Below are 12,201 nucleotides of genomic sequence, written 5' to 3'. Positions count from 1 at the left end.
ACGAATTCGAAATCTGTTTTAGGGGAAGTGCATATGTCTGCTGTGATCCAACGCAGCCACCTGGATTGGCTGGAATCGGAAGCCATCTTCATCCTGCGCGAGGTGGCCGCCGAAAGCGAAAAACCCGTGCTACTGTTCTCGGGCGGCAAGGATTCCGTGGTGCTGCTGCGCCTGGCCGAGAAGGCCTTCCGGCCGGGACGGTTTCCGTTCCCGCTGATGCATATCGATACTGGCCACAACTTCGACGAAGTGATCGCCTTTCGCGACGCGCGCGCATCTGAACTGGGCGAGACCCTGATCGTGCGCAGCGTCGAGGATTCGATCGCGCGCGGCAGCGTGGTGCTGCGCCGGGAGACCGATTCGCGCAATGCCGCCCAGGCGGTCACGCTGCTGGAGGCGATCGAGGAATTCGGCTTTGACGCCTGCATCGGCGGCGCTCGCCGCGACGAGGAAAAGGCCCGCGCCAAGGAGCGCATCTTTTCGTTCCGGGACGAATTCGGAAAATGGGATCCGAAGGCTCAGCGCCCAGAACTCTGGAACCTGTTCAACACCCGCGTGCATCGCGGCGAGAACATGCGCGTCTTCCCGATCTCGAACTGGACCGAGCTGGACGTCTGGCAGTACATCCAGCGCGAGCAGCTGGCGCTGCCATCCATCTACTACAGCCATGAGCGCGAGGTCGTGCGCCGCAAGGGCCTGCTGGTGCCGGTCACGCGGCTGACGCCGCCGCTGGAAAGCGAACAGGTCGAACGCCTGCAGGTGCGCTTTCGCACGGTGGGCGACATCTCCTGCACCTGCCCGGTGGCGTCCGACGCCGCCGACACCATGGCCATCATCGCCGAGACCGCGGTGACCGACATTACCGAGCGCGGCGCCACGCGCATGGACGACCAGACTTCCGAGGCCTCGATGGAGCGCCGCAAGAAGGAAGGCTATTTCTGATCGCATGACACGCCGGCATGCGCCGGCGACCAGGGACGCACATGAACGCACTAAACGATTCTTTTCTTTCCGGCGCCGACACGGGCGTGTTGCGCCTGATCACCGCGGGTTCGGTGGACGACGGCAAGTCCACGCTGATCGGCCGCCTGCTGTATGACAGCAAGGGCGTGTTCGCCGACCAGCTGGATGCGATCTCGCGCGCCAAGCACAAGCGGGTGGCGGGCGACGGCATCGACTTCTCGCTGTTGACCGATGGCCTGGAGGCCGAGCGCGAGCAGGGCATCACCATCGACGTGGCCTACCGCTATTTTTCGACGCCGGCGCGCAAGTTCATCATCGCCGATGCGCCGGGGCACGAGCAGTACACGCGCAACATGGTCACGGGCGCGTCGACCGCGGACGTGGCCGTCATCCTGATCGATGCCACCCGCGCGGCCGACGGCGTGCTGCTGCCGCAGACCAAGCGCCACAGCACTATCGCGCGCCTGCTGGGCATCCGCCACATCGTGGTGGCGGTCAATAAGATGGACCTGGTGGAGTGGGACCGCGCCGTGTTCGAGCGCATCCGCGACGCCTATGCCGACCTGGCGCGCAAGCTGGGCATTGAGCATTTCGACGCGCTGCCGCTGTCGGCGCTCAACGGCGACAACGTCGTCACCTTGTCACCGCAGACGCCGTGGTACCAAGGGCTGCCCTTGCTGGCCTTGCTGGAATCGCTGGACCTGGCGAGCGACGGCCGCGTCTTGCCGCTGCGCTTTCCGGTGCAGTGGGTGGCGCGCCATGACGGCAACCGCAAGGACGATTTCCGCGGCTATGCCGGCCGCGTCGCCAGCGGCGTGCTGCGTCCTGGCGATGAGATCGCGGTGCAGCCTTCGGGCGTGACCGCGGTCGTGCGCGAGGTGCGCGCCTTCGACCGCGCGCTGGATGAAGCAGTCGCGGGCGACTCGATCACGCTGGTGCTGGACCGCGACGTGGACGTGTCGCGCGGCGACGTGATCGTGCATGCGTCGGCGCCGGCGCAGGTCACGCGCGAGTTCGAAGCGGAGTTGTGCTGGCTTGATGCGCAAGCTTTGAATCCGGCGCGCAAGTATCTGCTGAAGTCGGGCACGCGCCTGACCTCGGCGAAGATACGCGCGGTGCTGTCGCATCGAGACATCCACGAATTGCAGGAAGTGGAGAACACCGAAGGCACGCTGCGCATGAACGACATCGGACGCGTGACGCTCACCACGCGCGAGTCGCTGGCGGTCGATCGGTATGCCGACGTGCCCGCGACCGGCGCCTTCATCCTGATCGACGAGGCCACGCACCAGACCGCGGCGGCGGGTATGTTGCGGTAACGCGTAAGAGGCCGGAAAACAACGGATTTTCGGCCTTCCAGATCTTGTTGTTTTTTCGCTAAACCTAGTATTGGCGCGGGTTTCAGCGCGATCTCGCCTGGTGAAATCGATTTGTCCGGACGGCGTCGGCGTCTTGCGGTAAAGTGGGGCTGTCTTACGAAAAGGCTTTTGGTGCTTGTCAAAACCACTGTGTTTTTGTACAGTAGTTTTCATGGCACGCACCGATCATTCTTTTCCCGCCGGTTCTGGGTCCCCGGCTGCCGCCCCCGCCGCCTTGCGCGGTCGGGGTGCGGTTACTAATGTTCGGCATCGCTTTCAGCGCGATGACCGTGTGCAGGTCGACGACGGCTGGTCCTCCTCCGGTCTACCGGCCGACTTCGTTGAATCCGTCCCTGATAATTTTTCCGAAGCCGCCGCTGACAAGCCAGCCGAGCGCGTCATTCCCATCCTGCCGGACGCGCGCATCGCGCCCGCCGCTCCCAAGACCACGGTCACCGCCGAAGAGGCGCGCAAGATGCTGTCGCGCAACGATTCGCCGGACATTCCCTTCGACGTGGCGGTCAATCCTTACCGGGGCTGCGAACATGGCTGCGTCTATTGCTACGCCCGGCCCACCCATTCCTACCTGGGTATGTCGCCCGGGCTGGACTTTGAAACCCGGCTGGTGGCCAAGGCCAATGCGGTCCAGGCCCTGCGCGCCGAACTCGCCCGGCCCGGTTACAAGCCGTCTCCCATCAACATCGGCTCCGCCACGGACGCTTATCAGCCCATCGAACGCGAATGGCGTCTGACCCGCGGCCTGCTGGAACTGATGCTGGAAACCCGCCATCCGCTGACCATCGTCACCAAGAACGCGCTGGTCGCCCGCGACCTGGACCTGTTGGCCGCGCTGGCCGAGCAAAAGCTGGTGGTGGTGTACATGAGCATCACCACGCTGGATGCCGGCATGGCCCGCACGCTGGAGCCGCGCGCCGCCGCGCCGTGGCGCCGCCTGGAAGCCGTGCGCAGCCTGACCGATGCCGGCGTGCCGGTGGGCGTGCTGGTGGCTCCCATCATTCCGTTCATCAACGACGAGTCCATGGAACACATCCTCCAGGAGTCCAAGGCGGCCGGGGCGCATTACGCCAGCTACACCGTGCTGCGCCTGCCCTGGGAGGTCAAGACCCTGTTCGAGGACTGGCTCAACGCCCATTTCCCCGACCGCGCCCAGCGCGTGCTGCATCGCATCGAAGACCTGCGCAATGGCCGCCGCAACGACCCCAATTTCGGGTCGCGCATGCGCGGAACCGGCGTCTGGGCTGATCTGCTGCGCCAGCGCTTTAGCCTGGCCACGCGCAAGCTGGGCTTGAACCGCCACCGCCTGGCGCTGGATTGCGACCGTTTCCTGCCTCCCGCCGCGCTTGCGGCGAAGGTTGCCGATTTTCTATCCCCGGTTGGCGCGCAAGCGTCTTCAGGGGTCCCTTTTCCCGCCGTATCGCCCGCAGCTGGCGGCGCGCACGGGCGCGTAGCGCGCCAGTTGCAAGCCATGGCCGCAGGCCAGTTGTCATTGTTCGATTGACCGCCGGCTGCCGCCGCGCATGCCTGCCGGGGGGCTATGCCCTGGCGCTGGACCGTCTTTGCTAGGAGTTCCCATGAACACCGCTGATATTTCCGTCTTGTCGGACGACCTCGTCGTCACGCTGAACCCGCTGCGCCGCAGCTCGCACCGCGCTCGCGCCTGGTGCGCCAAGGTGGCAGGCATGGCGATGCCCTGGAATTCGCCTGCGGCCGACGTCGAGCCGCGCCGTCGCGCGCGGCCCGGTTCCGGGCCTGCGCGTTGGCCGTTCCCCCCGGCGCCCGCCGAAGCCGGCGCACTGACCGGCCAAGCCGTTGCCGCTCCGCTGCCGATGCCTGCGCCTGCCGCGCCTGCGGCCGCTGTCGGGGTCTCAGCGGCTGCGGCGCCAGCCACCCGGGAACGCAGCCTGGGCAACGCCACGGTGGAACCCGTGACGGCTCAGGTGACGATGAAGGCCATGGTGATCGACGTGGTGATGGTATTGGCTTGGGGCGCGATCATCCCCGGCCTGATGTGGCTGGGCGCCGCCGCCGGGTTTTGAACGGCGGCAGGCTCTGCCGGAACTGGCCAGGCGAAACCTGCCCGCGCAGGACGCCGACGGAAAGTTAGCCAAGGACAGCCCGTGATCCGGCACTGCCCGGCCGAGTACCCGTCAGCTCGATCCCAGCAGGATGACGCCGGCCAGGATGGACAGGCAGCCTAGCAGGCGGCCGATGCCGACCTTTTCCCGCAGCAGGAACGTGCCAGCCAGGGTACCCAGCATCATGGACATTTCCCGGGCAGGGGCCACCAGGCTCAGTGGCGCGCCGTTGCGCAAGGCGTACAGCACCAGTATGTAGCCCAATGGCGACAACAGGCCCACCGCCAGCGCCAGATGCCAGTGTCCGCGCATGGCCTCCCAGGCCTGGGGGCGGCGGCGCAGCATGTGGGGGGTCATCATGGTTGTGCGGGTCACGCAGGTAAACCAGTCGAACAGCACCGGGCTGATCAGCAGCACCTTCACGCCGTAGGCGTCGACGACGGTATAAGCGGCGATGAACAGGCCGATCACCACGCCCCAGCGCACACCTATCCACGCCTGCGCCTGCTTGAAGATGGCCAGCCGGCCCTGCGTCGCGATCAGCAGCACGCCGGCTACCACGCAGAGCATGCCGATGATGCCGGTACTGGTGGCGGGTTCGCCCAACAGCAGAAAGGCGCCGGTGGTGGACAGCAGCGGTCCGGTGCCGCGCGCAATGGGGTAGACCACCGACAGATCGGCCACCTGATAGCCCCGTTGCAGGCACAGGCTGTAGCCCAGATGCAACAGGCTTGAAGTCAGGATGGCGGCGACCACGGGCCAGGTCCAGGTCATGCCGTCGTGCATCAGCACCCAGATGACCCACGGCGCATACAGCACCGACGCGCACAATCCATAGGCGAAGACGAAGGGCGCGCCCACCATGGCCGCGCGCTTGGCGAGCAGATTCCACGTGGCGTGGGCCATTGCCGCCAGGACGACCAAGATCAGGGACGAGTACGACATGTAGGAACAGCGTCAAATGACGTGTTTGTTACAGAAGACGGAAGGGTACTCCAAACCGCGAGAACCGGGGCCATGTTACCTGATGCCCTGAGCGATTTTTGGTGTAGAATCATTGGTTTGCCAAATCTCATCCTCTGCTTGCGGCACATGCAACGGGGGCTGGTCTCACCGCCAGCTAGCCGTGCAACACGCGACGGATGCAGGCAGCGCACATAGCGCAGCCTTGCAAAAACCGCGTGAACAACATCGAACGGCAAAAGTTTTAGTCCGCAAAGACATGATGATCTAGGAGTTCTCATGAACCTCATCGCTATCCTGGAACAGGAAGAAATTGCCCGTCTGACCGGCGGTCAAGCCAAGCCTGAATTTGCTCCTGGTGACACCGTCATCGTGAGCGTGAACGTCGTTGAAGGCACCCGCAAGCGCGTGCAGGCTTTCGAAGGCGTCGTGATCGCCAAGCGCAACCGCGGCCTGAACTCCGCGTTCACCGTGCGCAAGATTTCGTCGGGTGAAGCCGTGGAACGTACGTTCCAGCTGTACTCGCCGCAAATCGCCGGCATCGAAGTCAAGCGCCGCGGCGACGTGCGCCGCGCCAAGCTGTACTACCTGCGCAACCGCTCGGGCAAGTCGGCGCGTATCAAGGAAAAGCTGGTCAGCAAGCAAGCCTCGGCGGCTTGATCGCTTATCGGCACACGGCCCTACCAGTGTCGGACGCTCACGCCATCCAGCGTTTTCGTTCGGCACGGGTTTCCGGGTTAAAAAGGCACCTGCGAGGGTGCCTTTTTCTTTTTGCAGAGCCGTATGTCTGATTCCTCGTCTTCCCCGCGGCCCCGGCGGCCGCTGGCGCGTCCCGGCTTCGACCCGGCGACGCAACCCTGGGTGGTGGCCAACGAGTCCCTGCCGGCCGTGCCCAGCCGTCTGCTGACCCCCGATTCGCTGCGGGGCACGCTCAGCCAGCCGTCCACCTGGACGCTGGAGCTTTCGCGCGACACCGACCTGCGCTATCCCGGCCGCGAAGGCGTGCCCGTGCCGGCGGCGGTGCTGATCCCTCTGGTGACGCGCGACAACGGCGTGCACATCATGTTGACGCAGCGCGCCGCCCACCTGCACGACCATGCGGGCCAGATCAGCTTTCCGGGCGGGCGCATCGAAACCAGCGACTCCACGCCGGAGGCCGCGGCCTTGCGCGAAGCGCAGGAAGAAACCGGGCTGCCGGGCAATCATGTGGAAGTGCTGGGCAGCATGCCGCCGTACCTGACGGCGACAGGCTTTTCCATCATTCCGGTGGTGTCGCTGGTGCGCCCGGGCTTCGACCTGGCGCCGGACGCGTTCGAGGTGGCCGAGGTGTTCGAGGTGCCGCTGTCGTTCCTGATGGATCCGGCCAATCACCGGCTGTACGAAGCCCGTCTGGATGACGGCAGGGTGCGCCAGTATTACGGCATGCCCTATGGCAAGTATTTCATCTGGGGCGCGACCGCCGGCATGCTGCGCAACCTCTACCATCTGCTGCGCCACGGCTTCACGCCGCGCTGACCTGGTCCGGCGCTGTTCGCCGCAACGAATACGGCCCCATCGTGGGGCCGTATTCGTTGCGGGACCGCAGCCAGGATACGGCCCCGCGTCGTACGCCTTTACGGAACAGGGCGCCTAGTAGCGCTGCTGCCCCGCCAGGTTTTCCTCCAGGATGCGCTGGTACAAGGCGTAGCGGGCCGGATCGATCGCGCCGGCTTGCAGGGCCGCGACCACGCCGCAGCCGGGCTCCTGCCGATGGGTGCAATTGTAGAAGCGGCACTGCTCGATGGGCAGGGTGAACTCCGGGAAGCCGCGGATGATGTCTTCGCGGCTCAGGTGCTGCAGGCCGAAGGCCTGGAAGCCCGGCGAGTCGATCAGGTCGCCGCCGGGCGCGGGCAGATGGTAGAGCCGCGTGCTGGTGGTGGTGTGCTTGCCCATGTCCAGCGCGGTGGAGTGCTCGCGGGTCGGGGCGGCGGCGTCTGGCACCAGGGCATTGAGCAGGGTGGACTTGCCCATGCCGCTCTGGCCCAGCAGCAGGCTGGTGTGTCCGGCCAGGCGCGGCGCAAGCAGGCTGTGCACCTTCTCGGGTTCCCGTGCGCTGAGTTCGATCACGTCCACGCCCAGCGCCGCGATCGGCGCCAGCCGCGCGCGCGCCGCCGGCAGCTCGTCCGCCAGGTCGGTCTTGTTGAGGATGATGATGGGCGCGATGTCCGCGCTCCAGGCGCCCGCCAGCGCGCGCCCGGTCAGGTCGTCGGAAAACGTGGGCTGCACGGCGACGACGATCAACAGCTGGTCGACGTTGGACGCGAACTGCTTGGAACGCATTTCGTCCGATCGATACAGCAGATTGCGGCGCGGCAGGATGGCGTCGATGGCGCCTTCGTCCTTGCCCTGGGGCGTGATGCGCACGCGGTCGCCCACGGCGGCGCCTGCTTTCTTGCCGCGGGGGAAGCACTTGCGCAGCGTGCCGTCGGCCAGCTCCACGGTGTAGTGGCGCCCGTGGGCGGCGATGATGCGGCCTTCGTTGGGACCGGCTGCCGGCGCGGTCATGCGGCGGCCGCCGTCAGGTGGCGGATGCGCACGGCGGCGGGCGGATGGCTATCGTAGAAGGCGGAGTGCACGGGGTCGGGAGTCAAGGTGGCGGCGTTGTCGTCGTAGAGTTTGACCAGCGCGGATACCAGGCGTTCCGGCGAGCTCTGTTCGGCCGCATAGCGGTCCGCTTCGAACTCGTCGCGGCGCGAGTACCAGCTGGCCACGGGCGTGAGCATGAAAGTGAAGACGGGGATGACCAGGAAGAACAGCAGCAGCGCCATGGCGTCGTTGCGTCCGCCCAGCTGCGGCATGACGCCCAGCCCCACGTAGAACCAGGGTTGCTGCGAGATCCAGCCCAGGAGGGCGAAGAACGCCAGCGCGGCGGCGAAGCTGAAGACGATGCGTTTGACGATGTGGCGCTTGGCGAAGTGGCCAAGTTCGTGTGCCAGCACGGCTTCGATCTCGTCGCCGTTCAGGCGCGCCAGCAGGGTGTCGAAGAACACGATGCGGCGCGAGCGGCCGAAGCCCGTGAAATAGGCATTGCCGTGGGCGGAGCGGCGCGAGCCGTCCATGACGAAAAGGCCGTTGAGCGCAAAGCCGCAGCGTTGCGCCAGGCGCTGGATGCGTCCGGCCAGCTCCGGGTCGGACAGCGGCGTGAACTTATTGAAGAGCGGGGCGATGAACATCGGGTAGACGATCAGCAGCGCCAGGTTGAACGCCGTCCACAGCGCCCACGCCCACACCCACCAGTAGGCGCCCGCGCTGCCCATCAGCCAGAGCACGGCGGCCGCCAGCGGCAGGCCCAGCACCGCTGCCACCAGCAGGCCCTTGCAGGCATCGGCGGCGAACAGGCCGGGCGTCATGCGGTTGAAGCCGAAGCGCGCCTCCAGCTTGAACTGCCGCCACAGCGTGAAGGGCAGGCCCAGCACGCCCAGCAGCAGCGCCACCACGACCAGCAGCAGCATCTGCCGCAGGAAGTCGTTGCTGGTAAGCTGGGCCACCGTCAGGTCAATGAATTGCAGCCCGCCCATCAGGGTCAGGGCCACCAGCAGGATGGCGTCATAGGTGCGTTCCAGCATGCCCAGCTTGACCCGCGCCACCGTGTAGTCCGCCGCGCGCTGGTGGCTGGCCAGCCCGATGCGGTGAGAGAATTCGGACGGCACCTGGTCGCGGTTGCGGGCGACGTGGCGGATCTGGCGGCTAGCCAGCCACAGGCGCACGGCAATATCGGTCAGCAGAAAGGCAACGAACAGCAGTGTGAACATGGGCGATGCGGCTTGCTCAAATAGGTATGTGCGAAAATCGCGTGTTTTTACCGCCAGGCGGTCCCAAGGTAAGAAGCGCCCCATGGGGGCAGCATGCCGAAGGTGCCGCGCGGGGTATTCCTTATAGGCAAATTATATGGCTGTGAATGAAAACCGCCTGGTCTGGCTGGACATGGAAATGACCGGCCTGGACCCCGAGAAAGAACGCATCATCGAAGTGGCCGTGGTGGTGACCGAGCCTGACCTGACGGTCGTGGCCGAAGGCCCCGTGCTGGTGGTGCACCAGCCCGACAGCCTGCTCGACGCCATGGACAGCTGGAACAAGTCCACCCACGGCAAGAGCGGCCTGATCGACAAGGTCAAGGCCTCCACGATTTCCGAGGCCGAGGCCGAGGATACGCTGTTGGCGTTTCTGGCGCAGCACGTGCCGGCGGGCAAGTCGCCGCTTTGCGGCAACACCATCAGCCAGGATCGCCGCTTCATGTTTGCTTACATGCCGCGCCTGGAGCAGTTCTTCCACTACCGCAACCTGGACGTGAGCACGCTGAAGGAACTGGCGCGCCGCTGGGCGCCGGCGGTGTACAAGGGCTTCGAGAAGAAGAGCCGCCACGAAGCGCTGGCCGACATCTACGAGTCGATCGACGAACTCAAGCACTACCGCGAACACTTCCTGAAGGTGTAAGCGGCCCCGCCCATGCCCGCCGCCCCGTCCGCCTGCGAGCCGCTCATCGGGGATCACCCGTCGATGGCGGCCCTGCGCGATCTGGTCGGCCGGGTCGCGCGCAGCAAGGCCAGCATCGTCCTCATCTACGGCGAGACCGGCACCGGCAAAGGGCTGGTCGCCCGCAACCTGCATGCGCAGTCGGCGCGCGCGGCCAAGGGCTATACCGAGATCAATTGCGCCGCCATCCCGGGCAATCTGCTCGAATCCGAACTGTTCGGCCATGAGCGCGGCGCGTTCACCGGGGCAGTGGCGCGCAAGACCGGGCTGCTGGAAGCCGCCAACGGCGGCAGCGTATTCCTGGACGAGATCCGCGAACTGGATCCGGTCATGCAGGCCAAGATCCTGACCCTGCTGGACAGCCGGCGCTTCCGCCGCATCGGTTCAGTCCAGGAGGTCTCGGTCGACGCCCGCTTCATCGCCGCCACCAACAAGATCCTGCTGGGCGAAGTGCAAGCCGGGCGCTTTCGCGACGACCTGTATTACCGCCTGCAGGTGGTGTCGATCAACCTGCCGCCGCTGCGCGAGCGGGGCGACGACGTCATCGTGCTGGCGCAGCGTTTCCTGGAACGCTACAACGCCACCCATGGCAGCCGCTTCACGATCATCGATCCTGAGGTCCAGCGTATCTTCAAGGCCTACGCTTGGCCGGGCAATGTGCGCGAATTGAGCAATCTGCTGGAGCGGATCTGCATCCTGGAGGACGGCGACACGGTGCTGGCGCGGCATTTGCCGCAGCGCATCCTGCGCGAAGCGGCCAAGCCCGTGCCCGCGGCTTCGCCTGCCACCGCTGGCGGCTATGCCGAACAATCCGCGCAGTTCCAGCGCGGCCTGATCCGCGCGGCCTTGCAGGCCGAGGACGGCAACCTGGGGCGTGCCGCCGAGTCCCTCGGACTCACGCGGCATGCCCTGCGCCACCAGATGCTCAAGCTGGGGCTGGACGGCTGAAGCCTATTCCGCGCTGATGTTGTGCTTGCGCGCGATGCCTTGCCACAGCGCCAGCTCCTCGCGCACGCGCGTGCCGAACTCGGCGCTGTCCATACGGGAGGGCACGGTGCCGTCCAGATCGAGCAGAGCCTTCATTTCCGGCGACGCCGAAATCTCGACGAGCGCGGCGTTGAGCTTGTCGATATAGGGCTGCGGCGTGCCAGCCGGCGCGAACACGCCCACCCAGATCTGCACCGAGTAGCCCGGCAAGGCTAGCGCGGCCGGCGGCAGATCGGGGAAGGCCGGCGAGGGGCCTTGCGCCGTGGTGGCCAGCAGCTTGACCTTCTTGCCCTGCACCACGGGCGCCAGCGTGCTGTAGTTGGACAGCATGACATGGATCAGGCCGCCCGCCAGATCCGAGGCGGCGTTGGCCGCGCCCTTGTAGGGCACGTGAGTCATATCCGTGCCGGCTGCGTCGTCCAGCATGACTGTGGCCAGATGCGCCAGCGAGCCGACGCCGGCGCTGCCGTAGTTCAAGGCGCCCGGCTTGCCGCGCGCCGCTTCCAGCAGCTGTTTCAACGAGGTGTAGGGCGTTTGCGCCGAGGCGGCGATGACCAACGGACCCTGTCCTATCATCGCCACCGGCGCGAACTGCTTCAGCGGGTCATAGGGCAGGTGCGGCTGGGTGGCGGCGGTGGTCAGGAAGGTCGACGAGGTCAGGAGCAGCACCGAGCCGTCCTTGGCCGAGCGGGCCACGTACTCGGAGCCGATCGCGCCGGCCGCGCCGCCGCGGTTTTCCACGATGACCGTGTTGCCGAGGCGGGCCGCGAGCTGCGGCGCGATGGCGCGGGCGATCGCGTCATTGCTGGCGCCGGCGGTGAACGGCACCACGATCTTGACCTGCTTGGGCACTTCCGTCTGGGCCGCTGCCGCACCGGCCAGCAGGGACGCCGCCAGGAACAACGTTGTTTGCATAAGCGCTTTCATGATCGATTCTCTAGGAGAGCAGAGGTTGGAGCGGGCGCCGGACGCGGCGCCCGCGGCGTTCAGTCCGGCATGGGGACGGCGACGTCCAGCAGCGGCGCGTACTGTTGCGCGCCGAAGATGTCGCCGTCGCCCGCGGAGCCGCTGGGAGCCAGCCGGTAGATCGTGAACTTGATGGCCAGGCCGGGATCGTAATGCACGAAGTCCGAGATGCGGCTGTCGTCGATGCGGTACAGGGCCGCCATGCTGGCGCGCGTCAGCGCGCCGGAGCGCTTGACCGCTTCGTAGGTCGCGGGCTCGCGGAAGATAATGTCGAAAGTGATCTTGTTCACGCCCGCGTTCTTGCTGCGGATGGTCTTGGCCAGGGTGCTGAGTTTCTGGGTGCTCATGATCTTGCC

General features: G+C 66.2%; 13 protein-coding genes. 8 read left to right on the top strand and 5 right to left on the bottom strand.

Annotated elements, in window-relative coordinates; translation table 11 throughout:
• Positions 1-33: 33 nt before the first annotated feature.
• The 4 genes from cysD to AC3WOB_RS08400 all read left to right on the top strand — a co-directional run bounded on the left by cysD (position 34) and on the right by AC3WOB_RS08400 (position 4,378).
• Complete coding sequence (gene cysD / locus AC3WOB_RS08415; protein WP_013392422.1) at positions 34-942, top strand: sulfate adenylyltransferase subunit CysD; 909 nt, start codon at positions 34-36, stop codon at positions 940-942.
• 41 nt (positions 943-983) lie between these two features.
• Entirely contained in the window at positions 984-2,282 is a 1,299-nt protein-coding gene (locus AC3WOB_RS08410; RefSeq protein WP_013392423.1) for a sulfate adenylyltransferase subunit 1, read from the top strand.
• A 211-nt stretch (positions 2,283-2,493) separates the two neighbouring features.
• Positions 2,494-3,840 carry a PA0069 family radical SAM protein gene (locus AC3WOB_RS08405; protein ID WP_013392424.1) on the top strand — a complete coding sequence of 449 codons (1,347 nt, stop codon included), beginning with the start codon at positions 2,494-2,496 and terminating at the stop codon, positions 3,838-3,840.
• A gap of 73 nt (positions 3,841-3,913) precedes the next feature.
• Entirely contained in the window at positions 3,914-4,378 is a 465-nt protein-coding gene (locus tag AC3WOB_RS08400) for a hypothetical protein (RefSeq protein WP_013392425.1), read from the top strand.
• A gap of 111 nt (positions 4,379-4,489) precedes the next feature.
• Here the strand turns inward: AC3WOB_RS08400 and AC3WOB_RS08395 are convergent, their stop codons facing one another.
• The gene (locus AC3WOB_RS08395) at positions 4,490-5,362 is read right to left on the bottom strand and encodes an EamA family transporter (protein WP_492274738.1); all 873 of its coding nucleotides are present in this window, start codon (positions 5,360-5,362) and stop codon (positions 4,490-4,492) included.
• Positions 5,363-5,659: 297 nt separating this feature from the next.
• Here AC3WOB_RS08395 and rplS point away from each other — a divergent pair, with 297 nt between their 5' ends.
• Positions 5,660-6,040 (top strand): 50S ribosomal protein L19, encoded by a 381-nt coding sequence (gene rplS, locus AC3WOB_RS08390; RefSeq protein WP_006218237.1) that lies wholly within the window; start codon positions 5,660-5,662, stop codon positions 6,038-6,040.
• Positions 6,041-6,163: 123 nt separating this feature from the next.
• Complete coding sequence (locus AC3WOB_RS08385) at positions 6,164-6,895, top strand: CoA pyrophosphatase (RefSeq protein WP_013392427.1); 732 nt, start codon at positions 6,164-6,166, stop codon at positions 6,893-6,895.
• A gap of 114 nt (positions 6,896-7,009) precedes the next feature.
• Here AC3WOB_RS08385 and rsgA read toward each other — a convergent pair whose 3' ends face one another.
• Together rsgA and AC3WOB_RS08375 are read right to left on the bottom strand one after the other, a co-directional pair.
• On the bottom strand, positions 7,010-7,924 hold the full coding sequence (rsgA, locus tag AC3WOB_RS08380) for a ribosome small subunit-dependent GTPase A (protein ID WP_492274737.1): 915 nt from the start codon (positions 7,922-7,924) through the stop codon (positions 7,010-7,012).
• Positions 7,921-9,171, bottom strand: a complete 1,251-nt coding sequence (locus tag AC3WOB_RS08375; RefSeq protein ID WP_492274736.1) for a M48 family metallopeptidase — start codon at positions 9,169-9,171, stop codon at positions 7,921-7,923. The genes rsgA and AC3WOB_RS08375 overlap by 4 nt, the downstream gene beginning before the upstream one ends.
• Positions 9,172-9,307: 136 nt before the next feature.
• On the opposite strand from AC3WOB_RS08375, the gene orn reads away from it, so the two are divergent.
• Together orn and AC3WOB_RS08365 are read left to right on the top strand one after the other, a co-directional pair.
• Entirely contained in the window at positions 9,308-9,853 is a 546-nt protein-coding gene (gene orn / locus AC3WOB_RS08370) for an oligoribonuclease (protein ID WP_492274735.1), read from the top strand.
• 12 nt (positions 9,854-9,865) lie between these two features.
• Positions 9,866-10,840, top strand: a complete 975-nt coding sequence (locus AC3WOB_RS08365; RefSeq protein ID WP_492274734.1) for a sigma-54 interaction domain-containing protein — start codon at positions 9,866-9,868, stop codon at positions 10,838-10,840.
• A 3-nt stretch (positions 10,841-10,843) separates the two neighbouring features.
• Here AC3WOB_RS08365 and AC3WOB_RS08360 read toward each other — a convergent pair whose 3' ends face one another.
• Both AC3WOB_RS08360 and AC3WOB_RS08355 read right to left on the bottom strand, forming a co-directional pair.
• Entirely contained in the window at positions 10,844-11,794 is a 951-nt protein-coding gene (locus AC3WOB_RS08360) for a tripartite tricarboxylate transporter substrate-binding protein (RefSeq protein WP_492274733.1), read from the bottom strand.
• 71 nt (positions 11,795-11,865) lie between these two features.
• A complete protein-coding gene (locus AC3WOB_RS08355; RefSeq protein ID WP_013392433.1) occupies positions 11,866-12,192 on the bottom strand; it encodes a DUF4387 domain-containing protein in 327 nt (108 codons plus the stop codon).
• Positions 12,193-12,201 lie beyond the last annotated feature (9 nt).

The sequence above is a fragment of the Achromobacter sp. FW305-C-30-7 genome (genome assembly GCF_058783105.1).
This window is presented reverse-complemented; position numbering and strand designations above follow the sequence as displayed.